The 21599-nt window shown below is 64.3% G+C and carries 16 protein-coding genes and 1 pseudogene; 16 read left to right on the top strand and 1 reads right to left on the bottom strand.

The features are described 5' to 3' along the window. Positions 1–922: 922 nt before the first annotated feature. Complete coding sequence (locus QOL99_RS05555; protein WP_285522129.1) at positions 923–2251, top strand: hypothetical protein; 1329 nt, start codon at positions 923–925, stop codon at positions 2249–2251. Positions 2252–2706: 455 nt separating this feature from the next. On the opposite strand, the gene QOL99_RS05550 is transcribed toward QOL99_RS05555, so the two are convergent. Beyond that, positions 2707–4065 carry a replication initiator protein A gene (locus tag QOL99_RS05550; protein WP_285522128.1) on the bottom strand — a complete coding sequence of 453 codons (1359 nt, stop codon included), beginning with the start codon at positions 4063–4065 and terminating at the stop codon, positions 2707–2709. Positions 4066–4711: 646 nt separating this feature from the next. Here QOL99_RS05550 and QOL99_RS05545 point away from each other — a divergent pair. The 15 genes and pseudogenes from QOL99_RS05545 to QOL99_RS05475 form a co-directional block, all read left to right on the top strand. Beyond that, positions 4712–5011, top strand: a complete 300-nt coding sequence (locus tag QOL99_RS05545) for a transposase (RefSeq protein ID WP_285522127.1) — start codon at positions 4712–4714, stop codon at positions 5009–5011. Continuing rightward, positions 5008–5229: pseudogene (locus QOL99_RS17945) on the top strand (hypothetical protein); the annotation flags it as partial. The gene QOL99_RS05545 and the pseudogene QOL99_RS17945, both read left to right, overlap by 4 nt. A gap of 918 nt (positions 5230–6147) precedes the next feature. Beyond that, complete coding sequence (locus QOL99_RS05535; RefSeq protein WP_285522125.1) at positions 6148–8709, top strand: hypothetical protein; 2562 nt, start codon at positions 6148–6150, stop codon at positions 8707–8709. A gap of 195 nt (positions 8710–8904) precedes the next feature. Then, a complete protein-coding gene (locus tag QOL99_RS05530; RefSeq protein WP_285522132.1) occupies positions 8905–10530 on the top strand; it encodes a polysaccharide biosynthesis tyrosine autokinase in 1626 nt (541 codons plus the stop codon). Then, positions 10527–11552: a dTDP-glucose 4,6-dehydratase gene (rfbB, locus tag QOL99_RS05525; protein ID WP_285522124.1), complete on the top strand. Its 1026-nt coding sequence runs from the start codon at positions 10527–10529 to the stop codon at positions 11550–11552. Before QOL99_RS05530 ends, rfbB begins: the two co-directional genes overlap by 4 nt. After that, positions 11549–12451 carry a glucose-1-phosphate thymidylyltransferase RfbA gene (gene rfbA, locus QOL99_RS05520; protein WP_285522123.1) on the top strand — a complete coding sequence of 301 codons (903 nt, stop codon included), beginning with the start codon at positions 11549–11551 and terminating at the stop codon, positions 12449–12451. Before rfbB ends, rfbA begins: the two co-directional genes overlap by 4 nt. Continuing rightward, positions 12448–12987, top strand: coding sequence for a dTDP-4-dehydrorhamnose 3,5-epimerase family protein (locus QOL99_RS05515; protein WP_285522122.1), 540 nt, complete (start codon positions 12448–12450; stop codon positions 12985–12987). The genes rfbA and QOL99_RS05515 overlap by 4 nt, the downstream gene beginning before the upstream one ends. A 6-nt stretch (positions 12988–12993) precedes the next feature. Beyond that, positions 12994–14247, top strand: a complete 1254-nt coding sequence (locus QOL99_RS05510; RefSeq protein ID WP_285522121.1) for a lipopolysaccharide biosynthesis protein — start codon at positions 12994–12996, stop codon at positions 14245–14247. Next, entirely contained in the window at positions 14240–15577 is a 1338-nt protein-coding gene (locus QOL99_RS05505; RefSeq protein WP_285522120.1) for an O-antigen polymerase, read from the top strand. The genes QOL99_RS05510 and QOL99_RS05505 overlap by 8 nt, the downstream gene beginning before the upstream one ends. Next, the gene (locus tag QOL99_RS05500; RefSeq protein WP_326522573.1) at positions 15517–16497 is read left to right on the top strand and encodes a glycosyltransferase family 2 protein; all 981 of its coding nucleotides are present in this window, start codon (positions 15517–15519) and stop codon (positions 16495–16497) included. The genes QOL99_RS05505 and QOL99_RS05500 overlap by 61 nt, the downstream gene beginning before the upstream one ends. After that, positions 16494–17561: a glycosyltransferase family 4 protein gene (locus QOL99_RS05495; protein ID WP_285522119.1), complete on the top strand. Its 1068-nt coding sequence runs from the start codon at positions 16494–16496 to the stop codon at positions 17559–17561. The genes QOL99_RS05500 and QOL99_RS05495 overlap by 4 nt, the downstream gene beginning before the upstream one ends. Positions 17562–17647: 86 nt before the next feature. After that, a complete protein-coding gene (locus QOL99_RS05490; RefSeq protein WP_285522130.1) occupies positions 17648–19348 on the top strand; it encodes a sugar transferase in 1701 nt (566 codons plus the stop codon). Further along, entirely contained in the window at positions 19345–20094 is a 750-nt protein-coding gene (locus QOL99_RS05485; protein WP_285522118.1) for a GNAT family N-acetyltransferase, read from the top strand. The genes QOL99_RS05490 and QOL99_RS05485 overlap by 4 nt, the downstream gene beginning before the upstream one ends. Further along, the gene (locus QOL99_RS05480; RefSeq protein ID WP_285522117.1) at positions 20091–21101 is read left to right on the top strand and encodes a GNAT family N-acetyltransferase; all 1011 of its coding nucleotides are present in this window, start codon (positions 20091–20093) and stop codon (positions 21099–21101) included. The genes QOL99_RS05485 and QOL99_RS05480 overlap by 4 nt, the downstream gene beginning before the upstream one ends. Before the next feature lie 82 nt (positions 21102–21183). Further along, positions 21184–21599 (top strand): helix-turn-helix domain-containing protein (locus tag QOL99_RS05475; RefSeq protein ID WP_285522116.1); only part of this gene is annotated, 416 nt, incomplete at its 3' end.

Genomic DNA, 21599 nt, shown 5'->3' with positions numbered 1-21599 from the left:
CGCACTTCTCGCCCTCTCGACCTAAACTGCAAGATGTCAGTCAAGGCACCAGTCAGAGCCAAGGCGAAATACTTGAATCCCGTCATATGCTGTCTCCCTTGACGGCCATCCCAGCGTGCAGACACACCAGAGGCCGCTGCGAAAACCCGTGTTCGGGTTACCGCTTCCTGTAGTTCTGATCTGAGGTCACACGCCCCTACACCAACAAGACAAGGCAGGGACCGAACACCACTTCTCTCTCAGAGGAACGCACGCCACGCATCGCCAGTCACTCCAGGGCACCACCCCCGCTCACGAATGTGGGATTTCTAACATCAGAGTAACTTCAAACCCACCCCTCATGTTAAGAATTATGAAATCATGTTAAATTTCATACAGAAGTTTGGGGCAATTTGCGCTAGTTGCCCTCTGGGACGAGGAGAATCAGACGCGGGTTGTCCTTGGGCTCGGCAGGGGAGGGGTCAGACTCCCCAAGACCCCAGGGACTCGGCTGGACACTTATCCGGCTCATGGTGAAGACTCATCAAAAAGTGAGGGAGTAACCCTCCACGCGGACGGGACAGCAAGACCCCTAGGACTCCACTGGGGAGGGGACCTGAACCATGACCTGACGTCAATCGAACCCCACGTGATGACCTGCCTGTCGGTGCCTACCGTGCGGCTGCCGGTGGTTCCCCCAGAGACACGTACCTCCAGAGGTTGTGGCATGAACCAGGATCAGCGCCCATACCGTCCAGTTCCTTCCCTCCCGCTTCTCGGTTTCGTGCTCGTCGGCGCCCTCCTGATGGGCTGCGCGGAGAAGCCAGTCGCGCGTGCCCCGGCCCCGCCCCTTCCAGCCGCCGACCGCGAGCGCCCAGAGGCTACGCTGAGCATCAGCCGAACGGAGGTCACAGGCGCCAGTCCTCAAAAACTGACTTATTCGGTGACGGCCCGGGACAATGTGGCCGTCACCCACCTGGAACTGCACGACAATGGGCGCCTGGTGCAGCAGCACGCTGGGCCAACCCTCAGCGGTACCATCAGCTATCAGCCGGCCGACAATGGACCCCATACCCTGGACCTGCAGGCCAGGGACGCCGCAGGCAATGTGCAAACCCAGCGTCATGCCCTCCAGGTCAACGTGACGCCCAACGCGTCTCAAAGCCTGGACCGCTGCCAGCTGACCCGGGTCTCGCTGCCGGCCGAGGTCCGCATCAATGCCGGGGAGCAGCTGTGGCTGATGGCCGACCTGCAGTTTCAGGCCCAGCCGTGCCTTCCCGATGCCTCGGCGCTGGGAGCGACCTGGCGCGCCCAGGGTGGAGCCACGCTCAGTTCAAGCGGCTGGTCCGGACAGCATCAGGACGCGCGCCCCAGCGTGCTGGTGCGCAGCGGCACCACTCCCGGGGAACTGACCCTGACCCTGGGAGGCCTGAGCGCGAGCACGAAGGTCCACGCCCAGAGCCCCGGTGGGGATCCCTTCAACCTCACCCTGAGGTGGATGACTCCACCGCCCAGCGCGGAGTACCAGGCCACCGTGGAACAGGCGGCGCGCCGCTGGGAAAGCGTGATCACCCAGGGTCTGCCCTCTTCACGGGTCCTGATCGGGGACCAGGAGGTTGTGGTGGACGACGTGTTGGTGAGTGTGTACGTCGAGCCGATGACCCCGGTGATGGCGGGCTATGCCGGACCCCTCGCGATGCGGGAGGTGCCTGGAGGGAAGTGGTTGCCCGCGACGGGTGAAATGCGCCTCTCCCTGTCCAGCATGGATCACCTCGAGGAAGCGCCGCAGCTGCTCAGTAACCTGGTCACCCACGAGCTCGGCCACGTCCTGGGCCTGGGCACCCTCTGGGAGGGGTACGGCACGCAGTGGCCTACCCTGCTCGACCCCCCCAACTGCAGCCAGACCACGGGACCGGTGGCCTATATCGGGGCCCAGGCGGTTCAGGCCTACCGGGCCCTGGGAGGCGGCCACCCCGGGGTTCCGCTCGCAGAGACGGGCGGCCGCAACCGCTGCACCCACTGGCATGAAGCCCAGGTGGCGGGTGAGGTCATGGGCCCGTCTCTCAGCCGCAGCAAGAGGGCCCTCTCGGTGATGACCCTGGCCGCCCTCGAAGACCTGGGGTACCAGGTCAACCGTGCCGCGGCCGATCCCTACCAGTTGCCGACGGGGATGCAAGCCGCAGCGGATCCACCTGGCCCGGCAGCTGCAGAATCCGGGAACCTGCTGGTGGAACGCCTCTTGTTCCCGGACGTCCTCCCCACAAGGCCCTGAACCCCCCCTTCACCGCCAGCACGGGACTGCCAGAGGAGCCCAGGCTCCGCGAAGTCGTCCCGGGAAGAGAAACCCAGAGCTTCGTAGAGCGGCACCGCTTGTGGGCGTACCTGCCGGGAGAACGGGGCCAGGCCACCGTGGGTCAATCTGCTGCCGTTGGCGAGGGCTGACCTGCACGGGGCACTCCTCGCCACTGGACAGGCCTGAAGACTTCGCCGTGCCAGCCCCAGGCGCTGGCCTTTGAAGCCCCCGCGTGTGGTGTAGAGCAGGCCAGGGCCTGATCCCATGGGAACCGCCCGCCCCTGCCGCCGGCCCGAGCATCCTTGAGGAAACCCACAGAAAGCCCAGGAAGGGCCCTGAAACCTGCCGCCTGTCCTTGAGGGCGTCTCAGGCTTTGCCAGGGGCTTGACGGCCTTGCTGTGGCCAGCATGGGCCATGCGTACGGCTCACTGCCTTCATCCAGAGCGCAGGGCCGCCTTGAGGTCATCGACAAAGCCTTGGGCCTCCAACGAGGCTAGGCGTCGGTACGCGTCATCAAGGAGGACCCCCGCCTCCACCTCGCCCTGGAGGAGGCGGTACCGGAGGGTGTCAAGTTCCATGGGCGTGAACTTGCGGTGGTACAGCAGCGAAATTCGCTTGACGGCGAAGCTGGCCCGCTGTTCGTCATTGAGCTCAGCCAGCTGCGCGGTCAGGTCAGGCGCTGGACCCACCTCGTGGACGTCCGCGGGCGTAGGCCGGGCCGGCAAGGCGAGGCGCTGACCGGCCCGCTCCTCTTCCACATACTGGTCAGGATGCTTGATCAGGTGCACCAGGGCGTGCGCGGCCGTCTTGCGCAGGGTGAGCTTGCCAGATTTCAGCAAGCGCTCGAACAGGTCGATGCGGCCCATCAGCACCGACGTGCGGTACTGGCGGGCGAGTTGGCGGGACACCCCATCCGCGACCCCATGGAGGCGCAGGCGGTGCAGCAGGGCGGGGCTGACGGGGGTGAACTCGGGCGCGAACACGTACCGCAGGCGTTGCTGCCGTCCCCGGCCACTGAGCAGAACCTCCTGGAGGTAGCCCCGGCGCAGGAGTTCCTCATGCGGCCCTTCCAGGGCGCGCCGAATGACGTCCGGCCGGGTGTTGGGCAGCTTGCACTGGTCGGCCCACTCGATCAGGCCCACCTCGTACTCGTCAATCAGCTCGTCCGGGTCTTCAGGGTTGTAGCGCATGGCGTCGAGCAGCCGGAAGATGATGCGGGTGCGGGGCCGCGAGAGTGAGTGCATGAATTCGAGATTCAGCGGCTTGGTGTAGCCGCTGCGCAGGGACGCGACGAGCGGTTCAGCGAGACGCAAGCGCAACATAGTGCGTTCGTCGAAACGCCCCGACTCACCCTGGTGGGTGTACTCCAGCAGCTCGATGAAGTGGAACTTGGCAGTGGTCCAGCGGCGGTTGGGGTGATCCCGCCAGCCCCCACTGATCTCGTAGGAGCTGGTGTGCAGGCGGTCGAGGCTGGTGGCGAGCATCTCGCGGTATTTGCCACTGCGGTGGAAATTGGCCAGCTGCATCAGCTCGGACACGGCCATGATCATCTCGCCGTCCTCGGGGAGGCCGATACTCATGTAGTGGTCCAGCAGTGCGCTGCTCACGTCGTTGTCGACTCCATGCGGTACCCCATAGTCGGGCAGTGCCCGGCAGGCCACCTTCACCACCCGGTCCCCGTGCTGATAGGTCACCCGCCAGCTGTGCTGCTGGACCACCTGATCCTGGGCTGAGACCAGGTTCAGCCGACCCCAGTTGAGGTCGTCGAAGCCTGCCCGCTTGGTCTCGTCCATGGTCCCTGGTGTTGGATTCTAGTTCTTTCTGGAAAAGATCTTGTAAACATATTGGTGAAAAAACACCACCAAAGCGCTCCTATACATGGCGTTCCAGACGGCGTTTCTGGAGATTTCACCACAGGTGTGTCTCAGCAAACGCCACAGGTGTGTCTCAGGCAGGAGGCATTTATGCCACAGGTATGTCTCAGTCCGTAAAAAAAACGCCACAGGTGTGTCTCAGCAAACGCCACAGGTGTGTCTCAGGAGGCTCCTGAGACATACCTGTGGGATTGAGCGCAAACGCCACAGGTATGTCTCAGGGGAAAGGCTCCAAACGCCACAGGTATGTCTCAGGCAAAACACGCAAACGCCACAGGTATGTCTCAGCAAACGCCACAGGTATGTCTCAGGGCCTCCCTGACGACCACGCCCAGCACCAAGAGGTTGAATTCAGCTTGGCCGTGCTACCAGTTGGTTCGGTCCAACGCGAACAACTTCCCGGGGGAAGGAGCGGGAGGATCACTCGCAACACGTCTTCACCTTGCTGTTGAGGATTGTGCAAGCAGCGGGCCACACGGCGTGGACTGACCCCCCAGGAGCGGACCAGTAAGCAAGGCACTTCGCCCCCGTCAGCCCGTAGGCTGACGGGGGCGAAGGAGCCTCTATGCCCGGACGTACCCACAGCCGCGAGTTCAAGCTGGACATCGTTAACCAGGTCGAACGCGGCCAGAAGACCACCGCGCAGCTCAGTCGCGAACACCACCTCTCGCCCAGCCTGATTCATCGCTGGCGCAAGGAGGTCGAGGCCCGAGGGGAAGCGGCCTTCACTGATCAGGCCAGACCCGACCAGTCGCTGGAACAGCGGATTGCCGAGCTGGAGCGGTTCTGCGGACAGTTGTCGCTGGAGAACACGATCCTGAACAAGTCCTTGGTGACGTACCGCTCGAAAATCGGCACCAAATGATTCAGGATGCGCAGAGCGCGCATCCTGAGGTGTCGGTACGTCGCTTGTGTGAGCGGCATAGGGTCAGCCGCTCGTGGTTCTACGAGCAGCAGGGTCAGGAAGAACCGGATGCCGACCAGGCACTGGTGGGCGATATTGAGGCGGTGGTGCAGGAGTTCGTCGGCTACGGATATCGGCGCGTGACTCGCGAGTTGGCCAGACGAGGCCGTCCGGCGAACCACAAGCGAGTCCTGAACGCCGCTTGTTGTGCCGCCCTAGGCGCCGCTACCGAGCCGCCACAGACTCCATCCACAACGAGAAGCGCTTTGGAGCGCACTCTTCCGGTGGAGGGTGGACTCGGCCTGAAGAATCCCGAACAGAACTTCGGCCTCGCGGCGGTGATGAGCGAGACGCTCTTTCAGGCACTCGGCGAGCGTGTCAACATGCGAGCGGGCGGCACTGGGACGGATCACACCCCCTTTTGCCGCCCTTTGCTGTTCCCTTTTGCGTCCTGGACGCCATTTCCCTCAACCTGTCAGGGACTGTCAGGTACTGAGCCCATGACCACATCCGCGACACGTTGCACTGTGCCGCTCCCCAGGTGGGGCAGGCGCATGTTCAGCTGTTCAGCCAAGGTGGGAACGTCAGGAAGAGCGGCATGCTGGGGTCGCCACGACCCCGAATGTTGCTCTCGTCATTCCTGAACGTCCCAGTCCCAGGTTACTCCGAGGTGTCCGGGACTGAGGTGCAGACCAAGATCCTCACTTTTCCCCGCTGCCGTACAGTCCTGGCTATCACTTCTGTCTATGTATAAACAGAATATAATAGCGCTTGAGAACCCGCATTACAAGTCCTAAGCCCCCAAGACGTGAAGGATACCACCAACCTGTTTAGGTCATGAACCACGCACAGCACAGCGCGGTCAGATTCGGGTCAGTTTCATAAAGATGGGAGGGGTCATTCAAGAGTAAAAGTTGTATTAAAGAATCAGACGTGAGATGTACTGACGAAAAAGATGAGAGGGCACTAGAGTGCGTCTGTCCGCTTGATCTTACTGGCGTGTGGAATCACTTTGCTCTATATGCGAATTTCCACAGTTGGTGGTCTCGTTTTCAGGATCTACGCCAGTGTCAGTGACACTGAGCACCGGAGGCTTCATGAATTCAAAGCTCGGTTTACTTGCTCTCTCCAGCGTGTTGTTCCTTGCCTCCTGCGGTGGTAACACCCCCGTCCAGCCCGGTCCCGGCACCGGCACCGGCACCGGCAACACCCCTGCTCCCAAGCCCGGCACGGTCACCAAGACCCCCGGTGCTGTCCAGCCCCTCGCTGCTCCCACCAGTGCGTACTACGTCCGTGCTGACGGGACCCAGGTTGCTCTGACCCAGGCTGACATCGACAACGCTGGGAACCGCTTTGTGTTCTACGCCTGGCTCGAGAACGAGGCGAACACCGCGATTCCCGCGGAGCGTATCGCTGCGGGTCAGAACTTCGCCTTCACCGACCTGACTCCCGCGCAGACGGTGGATGAGCGGACCGAAGTGGCCCCCATCGCCAGCCAGAACGTCATGGCCGGCTACGTGGGCTACCGCGCTTCCGACGGCAACGTCTACCCGGTTGTCGGCGCCCAGGTTCGCTGGGACATCTACCGCCCCGAGGAAACCGACGTGCGCTTTGCCACGGCGGACGATGGCGGTGCGCCCACCGGCGCGGCCAAGCCGCTGGACGTGAATGACAACGCCACCAGCGCGTTCACCTACACGAACGACGCCGACATGCGCAACGCCGCGTTCCCCAACAGCCGGAACTTTCCTCAGTACAACGTGACGGGCGTCAACAGCCCCAACGTCGACGGCTTTACCTGGGCCGCTGTGTGGCTCCCCAGCCAGCAGCCTGGCGACCGCGCCAGCACCCAGATCACCGCTGTGGCGATGATCGGTGAAACCGAGATCGACAAGACCACGCTGGCCAAGTTCTTCGCCCCGACCGCCAACCTCGAGATCGAGAAGACGGTCATTGACGCCGATGGCGCCAACAACGATGGCTCGCTCGGCCTGAACGAGGACGCCACCATTCGCGTGACCGTTCGCAACACCGGCAGCGGCCCGGCGACGGGCGTTCGCCTCGAGGACCGCCTGACGGGTGCGGGCGCTGCCGCCTACAGCATTGGCCTGCCTACGGGCGGCACTGCGGCCCAGGCCAACGACGGCTTCGACGCCACCTTCGACCTCGCTGCTGGCGAGAGCCGCGTCTTCGAGTTCCCGGCCCGCGCCAGCGCGACCGGCGTGTACTGCGACATGGCGACCATCCGGCAGTTCACCAATGGCCAGTTCGGCCTGGTGACGCCCAACGGCCTGATGGACGACGCGTGCATCACCGTGACGGCGCCCCAGCTGAACATTGTCAAGAGCCTGGTCGACGCTCAGGGCAACCCCATCTCCGGCAACCGTCAGGTCGGCCCGAACCAGGAAGTGTTCGCCCGGATCACGGTCAGCAACAGCGGCACGGCAACGGCCACCAATGTCGTGGTCACCGACCAGCTGACGCAGGGCAGCGCGGCAGCCTACCGCATCACGCAGCCGGCGACGGGAACGACCGCCCAGGGTGATGACGGCTTCACCACTGCCCCCTTCACACTGGCTCCCGGCCAGGAGCGCTTCTTCCAGTTCGCCGCCTCGGCGAACGCGGACGGCACCTACTGTGACCAGGGCCTGATCAGCGGCACCTACAACAACGGCGGCACCTTCCAGGGTGGCTCCGGCGAGGTCTGCTTCACCGTGACCAGCCCCCGTCTGGCCATCACCAAGCAGAACTACAACGCGGCGGGCACCGTCGAGGATCCCCAGAACCTCTTCCCCGGCAGCAACTACCTGAGCGTGATTCGCGTGAGCAACACCGGCAGCGGTGTCGCCAGCAACGTCAACATTCAGGACATCTTGGGCCGCCTGGGCACCACCAACAACTACGCTCAGTTCCAGAGCGGCACCTACACCATCACCGGCACCACCCAGCCCGGTTCGGTCGCCGCCACCGGCAACACGGTCAATGTGCTCCCGGCGAACCTGACGCTGGCCGCTGGCCAGACGCTGGAACTGCGCATCACCAGCACCATCCCCGCGGGTGCGCCTGCTGGGCAGTACTGCAACGTCGCCAGCTTCACCAGCACCAACGGCGGCAACGGCCAGGCCACCGACTGCGTGGGCGTGGAGAACTTCGTCTCCGAGCAGATCCAACTCGTTGACAGCTTCGACCCCCTCCAGGCAGGCGGCAACGGCACGGTCTACACCGGCAGCTTCCACGTCGAGCAGGGCTCGAACGAGGGCGCCACGAACAACTCGATCACCTTCTACATCGGGACCGGCGAGGCGACGCAGGAAACTGCCGGCAACTTCAACTTCAACAACGTCACCGTGCGTTATGATCCCACCCCGGCTCGCGACGCGTCTGGCGCGGTCATCTTCAACCCCGCGAACAGCACGGCCATCGACCCGGGCCGTTACACCACCGTTCTGACTGGCCGCGGACTCCTGAACGTCGACTTCGACGACGACGTGGTCTTCGTCCCCGGTTCGGTGCTGTACGTCCAGTTCCAGGCGGGCGCCGACGCTACTACGGCTGCCGGCACGTACTACACCAACGTGCGCTGGGCCAACCAGGGTGCCAACAGTGGCCGGACGCTGCGCCCCTTCAGCAGCGAGCCCACCACGGTGATTGGCCGCTAAACTCTCCTCAGTAAGTGATGGTGCCCCCAGCGGGGGCACCATTCTCTTTGGGCCGGCGCAAACTGAAAAATCGGCATATTCTACGGCCCGCACGACGTCTGTGAGCCGCTGGTGAGCTATGCTTTGCCGGGAACGACGCTGGCAGCCTGTCCCGGCTCGGGAGAGGAGACCGTCACGTCGACAGAGGTCTGGCACATGAATGAACGCTCAGAAGCGGGACTGGATTTCACAGTCTTATGGAATGGATTACGGCGCAGGTGGCTCTGGATCCTCTCGGCAGCGCTGCTCATTGCGCTGGCTACCTTCTTATGGTCGAGGGCGCAGCCTCCGGTGTACGACGCGACCGCCAGCCTGATCGCCGCCAATACTCAGGTACAGGATTCCACCCTGGGGGGCGCTGTGGTCAAGGCACCACCATTGCCCGAGGGGGCGATGGCCCAGGCCCTGCAAAGCACCCAGGTCATTGCACCTTTGCTGCAGGAAATTCAGGCATCCGACCAGATTCCGGCGGAGGAAAAAGCGCGGCTCGTTACTGATCTCAGTGACGAGCTGCGTCGTCAACGTCTGGAGACCCTCGTCCTGGTGTCACGGCTGGACCTGAATGGCAACGGCATCTACACCCTGCGGGCCCGGGCCCGGACGGCGCGGGCCGCCCAGGAACTGGCCAACCTGACGGCCACTTCCCTGCTGGAATGGGACCGTGGCCGCGCCCTGGAGAACGTCCGGCGGGCGCAGGCGGGCTACCGGGCCCAGCTCGCACAGGTGGACCGGGAGTTGCGGGCGGGGGACTTGTCGGCGCTGGAACGCCAGACCCTGATCACCCGGCGTGCCAACATCGACAGCAATCTCACCCAGGTGAGGCTGCTTGAAGATTCGATTGCCGGGATCCTCAGTCCACTCGCGACGGCAGTCGAACCGCTGGGCCCGACCGCCCCGCGTCCGGTTCGGAATGCGGTTCTGGCTGGCCTCCTGGGGTTGATGCTGGCAACGGCCCTGGTGATCCTGCTGACGGTGACCGACCGTACCATCCGTACGGAGGATGATCTCCTGGCGCTCGGCGTTCCGACCCTGGCCGTGATTCCCCGGTTGAGGCAGCGTGACGTGGTCTTCTCCGGCATCGTGCGCGCCGCGCGTCAGGCCGGGCTGTACGAGTCGATCGGATTCCTGCGGGTCAACCTGATGACCCACCTGGCCAGCCGAGCCCATCCCGTGGTGATGATCAGCTCCACAGCACCAGGAGAGGGAAAAAGCAGCCTCACCGCCACCCTGGCCGACGGGTTTGCGTCCAGTGGACAGCGGGTGCTGATCGTGGATGCCGATTTGCGGCGCGGCACCCAGGCGGCTGTCTGGAAGAAGTACGACGAAGGTGGACAGTGGTATCAGCTGACCGGGAACGGCGGGGCCCGGACGACCCGCGAGGCCTTGCACAATCCGCAGAATGTTCAGGTGCTGCGGGTCGAAGAGGGAGTCGACATGCTCCCGGCAGGCCCGGGGGTGCAAGACAGCCTCGCGGTCTTCAACCAGGCAGACATCCCGGCCGCCCTGAGCCTGTGGCGTCAGCATTACGACGTGGTGCTGGTTGATAGTGCGCCGCTGCTGGCCCTGGCGGACGGCCTGGTCCTCGGTGTGCACGCGGACGCCGTGCTGATGGTCACCGAGTATGGCCGCACCAACGTTCAGTCCGTACGGGCAGCCATGCGCCGTGCAGAGCGGGCGGGGCTGAATATTCTCGGCTTCGTGATCAACAAATCGGACGCCCGCGAGGGGCAGAGCTACGGCTACTCCTATTCGTACGCGCCGCGGGAAGGGGCAAAAGCATGAATCTGCTGATCACCGGAGGATGCGGCTTTATCGGCAGCAACTTCGTACGTTACTGGCTGGAACATCATCCTGGGGACCACGTGGTGGTCTACGACAAGTTGACCTACGCGGGTCGCCGGGAGAACCTGCAGGAGCTGTGGGGCGATCCAAGGCTGCGGCTGGTCCAGGCCGATATCGCAGATCTGGAGACCGTCCGGCGCAGCTGTCAGGAGCACGGGACCGACCTGATCGTCAACTTCGCAGCCGAGACGCATGTCGACCAGAGCATCCTGGGGCCCCTGGTCTTCACGGATACCAACGTGCGTGGCACCCACGTGCTGCTGGAAGTCGCCCGTGAGTTGGGTATCCGGCTGCATCACATCAGCACCGATGAGGTGTATGGGCACATTCCTGATAGGCATCAGAGCATCGAAACAGACCCGCTGGCACCCCGCAGCCCCTACGCCGCAAGCAAGGCGGCCGCAGATCAGCTGGTCCAGGCCTACCACATCACCTATGGGCTGCCCGTGACCATTACGCGGGGAGCCAACAATGTGGGTCCGTACCAGTACCCCGAAAAGGCCGTGCCACTGTTCTCCACCAACGCCATCCTGGGTGAGCCCTTGCCGGTGTACGGGGACGGACGGCAGATGCGCGACTACGCGCATGTCTTTGACCACTGCACCGGGATCGAGACCGTGCTGCTGAGGGGCGAAATCGGGGAGGTCTACAACGTTGGGACCGGGCGTGAGATGACCAACCTGGAGATGGTGGGCATCGTGCTGGACACCCTGGGAAAGGGCCATGACCTCGTCCGCCACGTGACCGACCGCCCGGGGCACGACCGCCGGTATTCCATGAACGTGCACAAGCTCAGGGCGCTGGGCTGGGAACCACGGTATGACCCCAGACAGGCTGTGGCCGAGGCCGCGCGCTGGTACGCCGAGCACCGTGGGTGGTGGGAGCCGATCCGCAGCGGTGAATTCCGGGAGTACTATGCCCGGCAGTACGCCGAGCGGCTTGCCGATCAGGAGCAAAGGTGACTGGGCCGCAGCCATCTCGTAAGGGCATCATCCTCGCCGGGGGAAGCGGCACCCGGTTGTATCCGGCCACGTTGGCCGTCTCCAAGCAGCTGTTGCCGGTCTATGACAAGCCGATGGTCTATTACCCACTCAGCACGCTGATGCTCGGCGGTCTTCGCGACATCCTGGTGATTTCCACTCCGGAGGACACGCCGCGTTTCCGGCAGTTGCTCGGAGACGGGTCACAGTGGGGGGTGCGGCTGGACTACGCGGTGCAGCCCCAGCCCGGGGGCCTCGCGCAGGCCTTTTTGATCGGAGAGGACTTTCTGGCCGGGGAGGGCAGCACCCTGATCCTGGGGGACAACATCTTCTACGGCAACGACCTTTCCGATCTGATGCAGGCTGCGCACGGGCGCCCTGAGGGGGCAACGGTCTTCGCCTACCAGGTCAGTGACCCGGAGCGGTACGGGGTCGTGGAGTTCGATGCACAGGGCCGGGCGCTGTCGATCGAGGAGAAGCCCGCGGTGCCCAAGTCCGACTTTGCCGTGACCGGACTGTACTACTACGACCGCCAGGTGGTGGAGATTGTCCGGAGCCTGCGGCCTTCCCCACGGGGGGAGCTGGAAATCACGGACGTGAATAATGCCTACCTGGCCGAGGGACTGCTGGACGTGCAGGTGATGCGCCGGGGCTTCGCGTGGCTGGATACGGGAACCCACGAGAGCATGCTGGAGGCCAGCCTCTTTATTCAGACCATCGAGCACCGTCAGGGGCTCAAGGTGGCCTCGCCGGAGGAAATTGCCTGGCGCAGCGGGTGGATCACCACCGACGCCCTGCGCGAGCAAGCCAGCCGCCTGTCCAAAAACCGGTACGGTCAGTACCTCCTCAAAATCAGTCAGGAAGGTCATCCCCCCCGATGAAGATCGAACTCGCTCACGACTATGCCACCGCGCTGACCTTCGAGAGTTACCCTCCGGCGCCTCTGATCGAGGGGGTCTGGACGCATCCTCTGCGCAAGAACCGCAGCGAGAACGGGGCCTTTATGGAGTATCTCCGGCTCGGAGAAGAAGGAGTGCAGGCCCTGCCCGGCGCCCTGGTGCCCCGCCAGATCAGCGTGTCCTGGGCTGCCCCGGGCCGCACCAATGCCTTTCACATTCACGTCAAGGCAGAGCAGAACGAGATCTGGTGTGTGATCGAGGGGCAGCTTACGGTATGGCTGGTGGACTGCCGGGCCGGCAGCCCCACCCTGGGCGTTCGCCGCAAGCTGGTGCTGAGCGGCGAACAGCCCACGCTGGTGCACATTCCCAGTGGCGTCGCCCACGGGTATCAAGCCGCAGCGCAGGGGGCGACTCTGCTGTACAGCATGGACGCCCAGTTCAACCTGGAGGATCCGAACGAGGGCCGCTTGCCCTGGAACCTCTTCGGTGAGGCGCTGTGGGCACCGGACATGGGCTGAGCGGCCGTGCGTCGTCTGCGTGGACCGCTGCTGGGAGATCTGCTGTCTCTCTACGGCCTCCAGATCGGCAACATCTTGATTCCACTGCTGACCTTTCCAGTGCTGGCGCGGAGCTTGAGCCCGGTGAACTGGGCTTCGCTGCTGGTGGCTCAGGCACTGGGGGTGGCCGTCGCCACCGTCGTGGATTACGGACACACGGTCACGGCCACCCGCCGCATCGCGTCGGGTGAACCGCCGCGGCGCACCGCCGAATTGGTGTACGCGACCAAGGGACTGTTGGCCCTGCTGTGCGTCCTGACCGCCGTGGTGGCCTGGTGGGCAGGCTGGACCGGGGGGTACGGAGCCACGCTGCTCCTGGGGGGACTCGTGTATGGCCTCCTGCAGGGGAGCCTGCCAAGCTGGTACTTCCAGGGACAGAACCGGGCCCGGGTGGCGGCCAACGTCGACATGGGGTTCAAGCTGGCCGCGGGTCTGGCGATGGTCAGTGCGGCGCTCCTGTGGCGTGATCCGGCCGCGGTGATGTGGTCGCAGGCTCTGGGCGTGGCCCTGACCTGGGGGCTGCTCACCGCCCGGCTGGGCCGTGAACTGCCGCCCGGTAGGGCGAGATTGTCGTTGATAGACGTCTGGCGCGACCTGCGTGAGGGATCGGCCGTCTTCCTCTTCCGGCTGCTGGGCAGTTCCTACACTTCGGCGTTGGCGCTGCTGCTGGCCGCCACGGTCTCGCCGCTGAGCAGTGCGCTCCTCCTGGCGGCGGACCGCATTGCGAAGGTGGCACCCACCTTCACGGTGCCGCTGTGTCAGGCGCTGTACCCACGGGTGGTGCAGTCAGGAGCACACGCGACCCCGCGGGGGCGTCGGCAGCTCCTGGGGCTGGCCGGTTCGGTTCTGGCCGGGTTGCTGCTGGCGTCGTTGTTGCTCTTCTGGTGGCGTGACCCGCTGGTGACCCTGCTGCTGGGCGAGACCTATGCTCCAGCCGCCGATGTGCTCGTCTGGACCCTGTGGCTGATGCCCTTTATCGGCTGGAACACGGTCCTGCTGCAGCTGTGGATTTTTCCGCAGCGTCGCGACGGCCTCGCCAATGCGCTGCTTCTGCTCAATGCCCTGATCTCGGTGGGCTGGGTGCTTGGCATGGCGGGCCGGGTGCCGCTGCCGGTGTATGCCGCCGGGATCTCCGCCGCCGAGGTGCTGGTGGCGGGGCTGCTGCTGCTGCTGCTGCTGGGCACCCGTGACGGGCCACACGGGGAGGTGGCCCGTGCTTGAAGTGGTGACCCTGCTGGTGGCCCTGGGACTGCTGCTGCTGTTCAATCACCTGCTGGTGGGGGACGTGCGGTATCCCGCGACCCTGCAGGTGCTGGTGTGGGGCTTCACACTGGTGCTGTACCTGCTGTCCGGTGACCGTTTCCTGGACCTGAGTGACCCGGTGCTGCTGTTGATCGGGCTGAGCGTGGCGGCGTTCACCCTGGGGGGGGTGCTGACCTTCCGGGCCATGGGAGGCGCCGCCGTGTTGCGGCAGCGGTCGAGGCCGGTCCAGTTCCAGCGCCTGGGCTCCCCACAGCTGGTGGCCGTCGTGGTCCTGACCCTGCTGGGAGCGGGGGGGGCCCTGATCTACTCCCAGCAGGCCACAGCCTACGCCCTGACGGGGCCTACCCGTGACCTCGCCTTCAACCTGCGGTACCTCACGAGCGTGCAGGGAGAGCCTCCACCTCTGTTGATGCAGCTGACAGGGTACGCGCTGCCGCTGCTGAACACTGTGGTCGGCCTGGGGCTGATCTACTTCCGCATGACGCGTGACCGCCGGATGCTGCTCCCTCTGGGGTTGGCTTTCATAGCGGCCCTGGCGATGTCGGTCTTTTCCAGCGGGCGCGGCATTGTGCTGTTCCTGCTGATTGAGGTGGCGGTGATCTACGCGATGACCCGGCGGCGGGTGGGCCTGCGGCTGATGCTGGTCAGTGTCCTCACGTTTCTGACCGTGTTTTATGTGGGCGCCAGTCTGCTGGGCAAGGGGGTCAGTCGGGACGCCTCGCTGCTGCAGAACCTCCCCAGTCTGTTCGAATCGCTGACCGGCTATCTGGTGAGCGGAACGGTGGCGCTGTCGGTGCAGCTTCCCTACCTGCAACTCGACGGAGGGGGGAGGTACGTCTTCCGGACCTTCTACGCGGTGGCCAATGCCCTGGGCTATGAGGCTCAGGTGGTGCCCCTGGTTCAGTCCTATGCCTATATCCCCGAGCCGACCAACGTCTACACCATGTTTTTGCAGTATCTGCGGGATTTTGGCTTCGCAGGTGCCATCGCTTTCCAGTTCGCATTTGGGCTGCTGCACGGGGCCGTGTACATGGCTTACCTGCGGACCCGCCGTCCACTTCCCCTCTTCTGGCTGTCGGTCCTCTCGTTTCCTCTGCTCACCCAGGCGTTCACCGACAGCTACTTCAGCCTGCTGACGTCCTGGCTCCAGTACCTTGTCCTGGCCTTCTTGCTCAGCCAGACCCTCTTCCGGGTGGAGCCGCAGTCGGGTAGGGGAGAGGCCATCAAATTCAACTACACCTTCCCGGACAGTCTGGGGAAGAGAAGGAGTACGTCATCGTCACGCTGATTGTCGTTAACTGGAACGGCGGCGAACTGATTCTGCGGCTGCTGACCAGCCTGCGAAACTGCCGCCCGGACCTTCCCTGGCCCCTGGAAGTCGTCGTCGTGGACAACGCGTCTTCGGACGGCTCGGCAGACCGGATTGCCCAGGACGCGCCTGAGGTGACCCTGATCCGTTCCGGGGTCAACCGGGGCTTCGCGGGGGGGTGCAATCTGGGTGCCCAGTTTGCCCGTTCTCCCTACCTGCTGTTCCTGAATCCGGATACCGAGGTGAGTGCCCTGACCCTCGTGCGGAGCGTCGAATTCATGGAAGCACCTGAACAGAGTCGCGTGGGCATCGTGGGAGTGCAACTGGTGGATGAACGGGGACAGGTGACCCGGTCGTCGGCCCGGTTTCCCCGTGCTGTGATGTTCCTGGCGCAGAATTTCGGGTTGGACCGCGCCGTGCCCCGCTGGGGGCACGCCATGCGCGAGTGGGCGCATGACGAGACCCGCGAGGTCGATCAGGTGATCGGGGCCTTTTTCCTGACCCGCCGGGGCCTCTTTGAGCAGCTGCAGGGCTTTGACGAGCGATTCTTCGTCTACTTCGAGGAAGTGGACTTTGCCTACCGCGCCCGGCAGCTCGGCTTCCGGAGTGTCTATCTGGCGGATGTCCAGGCATTCCACGAGGGAGAGGGGACCACGTCGCAGGTGCGGGGGCGGCGGCTGTTCTACCTGCTGCGCAGCCGCCTGCTCTATGGCCGCAAGCACTACGGCCCGGCAGAGAATCTGTTGAATTTTATCAATACCCTGCTGCTCGAGCCGCTGTCGCGCGCGGCCTTTCTGACCCTGACGGGCCGCCGGGAGGAACTCCCTCCCCTGCGTGAAGGATTCGCCCTGCTGTACCGGGACCTGCCGAACATCATGTTGCGGAGAATGCGCCCATGAGTCTGCGTGTCCTGGCCCTCTCGCCCTACCCCCTGGCAGGACCCAGCCCGCGGTACCGGCTGTACGCGTTCCAGAACCCGCTGCGGGAGCGGGGAATCGAACTGGACATCCGGCCTTTTCTGACCGAGCGTGCCTTTACCCTGCGGATGAACGGGGCGAAGAACCATCCTCTGGCCCTCGCGCGGGTGGCCTTCGGGCTGGCTGAGCGGGTGGCCCAGGCCCGGTCCGTACGCGGGGACTACGACCTGATCTATGTGCACCGGCAGAGTGCGCCGCTGCTGCACGAGCACTTTGATCGCCTCTTCCTGCGCGCCGGGGTGCCCGTGGTCTTCGACATGGACGACGCGGTGTTCAACGATTACCCGATCGACCGGCTGCTGCGCGGCAGCGTCGCTGCAACCGTTGGCAACGAGTACCTGGGCGATTACGTGCGGCAGGTTTCGCCACAGACGCGGGTGACGTGCGTGCCGACCGTGGTGGACACCACGCAGTATGGGATTCGTCCGCCGCGGCTCCCAGGAACACCTCCGGTGGTGGGCTGGATCGGGACGGCCTCCACCTTTACCCATTACCTGGAACCGGTGCTGGCTGGCCTGCTGCGCGTGTGCCGGGACCATGGAGCCGAGTTCCGGGTGATTGCCAGTCCAGATGTCCGCGGACGGGTGGAGGCTGCGGGCGCGACCTTTATTCCCTGGTCGATGGAGGGTGAAATTCAGGCCCTGCAGGAGTTCGATGTCGGGGTGATGCCCCTGCAGGACAATGTCTTCGTGCGGGGGAAATGCGCTTTCAAGTTGATCCAGTACGGGGCCGTGGGGATTCCCAGTGTGGGATCCGATATCGGCGCGAACGGGGAAGTGATCCGGCACGGCGTGACCGGGTTGCTGGCAGCCGATCCGGTGGACTTCGAGACGCAGCTCGCCGAACTCCTGCGGCGCCCCGACCTGGGCCGCGAGATGGGGGCCGCGGCCCGAAGGGTGATCGAGGAGCGCTTCAGCCTGCACTCGCAGGTGGACGTGATGGAACGGGTCCTGCGAGGGGCCGCACAGGTGGGGGGACGCCCGTGAGCTGGCGCCGTCCCCTGAGTCGGCGCATCGCGTTCGCGGTGACGTCGTCGGTCAGCGTGGACTTCTTCAAGGGCCAGCTCGCCCTGATGAGAGGCCGGGGCTGGACGGTGGGGTTGATCAGTGCACCGACCGTTCCCGGGGAGCTTGAGGGGCGTGCCGCAGAAGAGGGGGCACAGGCCTTCCCCGTGCCGATGGAGCGGGAGATCTCCCCGCGGGCTGACCTCCGGAGTGTGTGGCACCTGTACCGGGCGCTGCGTCAGTTTCGCCCGACCGTCCTGAATGTCAATACGCCCAAAGCCGCCCTCCTGGGGGGGCTGGCGGGGGTGGCCGCCGGGGTCCCGCTCCGGGTTTATACCCTGCACGGGTTGCGGCTGGAGACGGCCACGGGTCTGAAGCGCCGGGTGCTTGTGGCCGCTGAGCGTGTGGCGATGGCCTGCGCCCACCGGGTGGTCTGCGTGAGTCCCAGCCTGCAGGCGCGGGTGCATGAACTGGGCCTGACGGCTCCCCACAAGACGGTGGTGCTGGGTGCCGGGAGCGTGCGGGGTGTGCGTCTTCCCGATCCGGTGACCACAGCCGAGGAGACCCGCGCTCTGCGCGAGGCGCTCGACCTGCCGGAGGGCACGCCGGTGGTGGGCTTCGTGGGCCGGCTTGCCCGGGACAAGGGCCTACCGGAATTGGTGTCTGCCTATCAGGCGTTGCAGTTGGAGGTTCCGGAGGCCCGACTGCTGCTGATCGGAGGGGAGGACGCGGGAGACCCGGTACCGCCCGGAGTAATGGAGACGCTTGGACGGTTGCCCGGTGTTCTCCGTACTGGACTGGTGCCGAGTGCGACACCCTATTACCCGCTGATGAGTGTGTTGGCACTTCCCACCTACCGTGAAGGATTCCCGGCCGTGGCCCTGGAGGCGGCCGCAGCTGGATTGCCCGTGGTGACCACCACCGCTACGGGCGCGCGGGACGCCGTGCAGGATGGACGGACTGGCTGGCTCGTCCCCGTGGGGGATGACAGTGCCTTGGCGCGGGCGCTGCGGGAAGCCCTGACACACCCCGGACGTGCTCAGGCCTATGGCGAGGCCGGGCAGGCCTGGGTCAGAGACGCGTTTGACCCGGTCAGGGTTCAGGAAGGCTGGGTGGCCTACTGCGAGACGCTGCTGGACTGGCGCCGTGCCAGCACGCTGCATCCCTGGAAACGGGGCATGGACTTGGCGCTTTCCGGCCTGGCGCTGACGGCCCTGGGGCTGCCAATGTTGGGGCTGGCCCTGGCGGTGCGGCGCCGGCTGGGCAGCCCGGTCTTGTTCCGGCAGGTTCGGCCTGGACTGCAGGGGCAACCCTTCACGATGTACAAGTTCCGGAGCATGACCGACGAGCGGGGGCCGAACGGTGAACTGTTGCCCGATCGGGTGCGGCTGACCCCCTTTGGGCGCTTCTTGCGTTCAACCAGTCTTGACGAGTTGCCCGAACTGTTCAACGTCCTCAAGGGGGACATGAGCCTGGTCGGGCCGCGGCCGCTCCTTACGCGGTATACTCCATTTTTCACGCCAGAGGAGGCGCAGCGGCTGGACGTGCGCCCTGGCATCACCGGATGGGCTCAGGTCAATGGGCGTAACACAGCGTCCTGGGACGACCGCCTGGCCATGGATGTCTGGTACGTCCGCCACCTGGGCCTGTGGCTTGATCTCAAAATCGTGTGGTCGACTGTCCGGAAAGTGCTGGGGCGGACAGGGGTTGTCGACGTGCCCAATGAAGCCATGCTCGATCTGGATGCCGAGCGAGGAGTGAGAGTGTGATTCGTTTCATGCGGCCTGGGGACGCTGTAGAGGTCAGAGATGTGTTCAGGAGGAGCTTTCCGCTTCACTTGCAGCAGTTCATGGTCTATGGCCAACCTGGGCTTGACAAGTATCTGGTAGATATCCTGAAGTACCCGGGGCTCTTTCCAAATTTCAAGCTGTATGTGTTTGATGACGCCCTGGGCATCGGATATGCCGAATTTCGTATCGATGACACAAAAAACGAGGGTTTTCTCTCAAATATCTTTGTGGATGCCCGTTTGAGGGGAAGGGGTGCAGGAAGTCAATTGATCCGTCACTTTCTTGGGCGCCACCCTGAGCTGACACGCGTCAGTCTGGACGTCTTCGAAAGTAATCCAGCGGCGCAGCGGCTGTACCAGCGGCTGGGGTTCAAGCCTGAGAGCTGTCGGCATTGGTATGTTAAGCCGCTGCGTCACCTGGAAGGGCAGGAAGCCCCTGTGCCTGTGCTCCAGCAGCCGCTTCCGAGTGTCGCTATGTTTGAACGGTACGGCTTCAGTGAATTCCAGCTGGTCGGTTCTGGGCTGAAGTTTGGAAGAATTGGTCCGGGAGTCCTGCGGTGTCATCATCCAGTGGACGCGGACAATGAAGCTCTGCTCTTAGTACTGCAGCAGCATTTTCCTGAGGTTGCCCAGGCGTTTTGCATCACGTCTGAGACGTTGCCTGAGCCCTGGCAGAAGATAGATACTTCTTGGAGGATGGTTCTGCATCGTGAGGGCTGTCGATGAGACTGCTGACTCTCAGCGTCCGGGACGAATGGCTGGCTGTTTGGGAAAAGACGGGGCGTGAACCGTTCGCACACCCCGACTATGTGGCGCTGTTTGCTGAGGATGGCGAGGCCGTGGCGCTGCACGGTCATGGTGGGCTCCTGCCCTTGGTGTTGCGAGACTTGGACGGGGGATGGCGCGACGCGACCTCACCTTATGGCTACGGCGGCCCTTATGGGGATCCGGACGCAGACTTTTACCCGGCGGTTCTGGCCTGGATGGAGCAGGAGCGCGTGGTCACAGCGTTTTTGCGCGTTGCATTGGAGCAGCAGCCCCCGGAGTTGGCCTTGTCCGGGTACGCGCGGGTGGCGCTACGCGAGAATGTGGTGGTGAACGTGACGCGTCCTGCCGAAGAGCAGTGGCGCCACTATGAGCATAAGGTCCGTAAAAATGTCAACAAAGCGGAACGTGCGGGCATGACCGCACAGGTCTCGCCCGAATTTGGTGACCTCGAGGGCTTCACTCGAGTCTATCTGGACACCATGCGGCGGCGGGGTGCGGAGCAGTGGTACCACTTCGGGCGTGATTTCTTTGCGGCGATGGCCAATCTCAAAGGGAGCTTCGTGGTGGCTGAGGTCCGGTCGCGGGAGGGCAGCTTGGCTTCGGTCGAACTCGTGATGCAGAGTGACCGCTTCCTGTACTCCTTTCTAGGGGGAACCTGCCAGGAATTCTTCGCAGATGCGCCCAATGACCTGCTCAAGCATGCGGTCATTGCCTATGGGCGCGAGACAGGGCGGGAGGGGTACGTCTTAGGTGGTGGCTATACAAGTAACGACGGCATCTTCCGATACAAACGCACGTTTGATAAGGAGGGTGTCCGGCCCTACTTCGGGGTGCAGCTTACAGGTGCCCCAGAGGCTTACCGTGAACTGACGGCTCTCCACCGGAGTGTCGTGGGTGAGTTGGCCCCCGAGTTCTTTCCCGCATATCGCGCGCCCGCTGCAGTCTCAGTAAGTTCGGCAAGCTAGTGGAGTATTCAGAGGAATGCCGGGAGATAGAGGGGTACGCTGGTGTGGGAGGTGGACAATACACTGTGGCCCCTCATCCCCCGTGCCTATCCTGACCGACGAGGAACGGCAGTTGCTTACCGCGCTGGTGCGTCGACGCCAGACCCCCCGGGGTCTGGCGACCCGGGTCAGGATCATCCTACTCAGTGCTGATCAACCCACGGCAACGCTCAGCCAGATCGCCGCGCAGGTCGGGCTCAGCGACGACACCGTGGGAACCTGGCGCCGACGGTTCGCCACCGAGGGACTGGCTGGGTTGAGTGATGCTCCCAAGAGTGGGGCGCCCAGGACCATTCAGGATGCCGACGTCGAGCGCGTCGTGCGGCTGACCCTGGATACGCTCCCCGAGAATGCGACGCACTGGAGTACCCGCACCATGGCCCAAACGAGCGGGATGACCCAGAGTGCGGTGCACCGGTTCTGGCAACTTAACGCTGATAGGCTGCCGAGCTGTGACTG

The organism is Deinococcus rhizophilus, from assembly GCF_030271215.1.
GTDB lineage: Bacteria > Deinococcota > Deinococci > Deinococcales > Deinococcaceae > Deinococcus > Deinococcus rhizophilus.
This window is presented reverse-complemented; position numbering and strand designations above follow the sequence as displayed.

Excerpts from the sequence above, each read along its gene's own strand:
- QOL99_RS05550 (WP_285522128.1), bottom strand. The coding sequence starts at position 4,065 with ATGGACGAGACCAAGCGGGCAGGCTTCGACGACCTCAACTGGGGTCGG.
- QOL99_RS05545 (WP_285522127.1), top strand. The coding sequence starts at position 4,712 with ATGCCCGGACGTACCCACAGCCGCGAGTTCAAGCTGGACATCGTTAAC.
- QOL99_RS05535 (WP_285522125.1), top strand. The coding sequence starts at position 6,148 with ATGAATTCAAAGCTCGGTTTACTTGCTCTCTCCAGCGTGTTGTTCCTT.
- QOL99_RS05530 (WP_285522132.1), top strand. The coding sequence starts at position 8,905 with ATGAATGAACGCTCAGAAGCGGGACTGGATTTCACAGTCTTATGGAAT.
- rfbB (WP_285522124.1), top strand. The coding sequence starts at position 10,527 with ATGAATCTGCTGATCACCGGAGGATGCGGCTTTATCGGCAGCAACTTC.
- QOL99_RS05515 (WP_285522122.1), top strand. The coding sequence starts at position 12,448 with ATGAAGATCGAACTCGCTCACGACTATGCCACCGCGCTGACCTTCGAG.
- QOL99_RS05495 (WP_285522119.1), top strand. The coding sequence starts at position 16,494 with ATGAGTCTGCGTGTCCTGGCCCTCTCGCCCTACCCCCTGGCAGGACCC.
- QOL99_RS05490 (WP_285522130.1), top strand. The coding sequence starts at position 17,648 with ATGAGAGGCCGGGGCTGGACGGTGGGGTTGATCAGTGCACCGACCGTT.
- QOL99_RS05480 (WP_285522117.1), top strand. The coding sequence starts at position 20,091 with ATGAGACTGCTGACTCTCAGCGTCCGGGACGAATGGCTGGCTGTTTGG.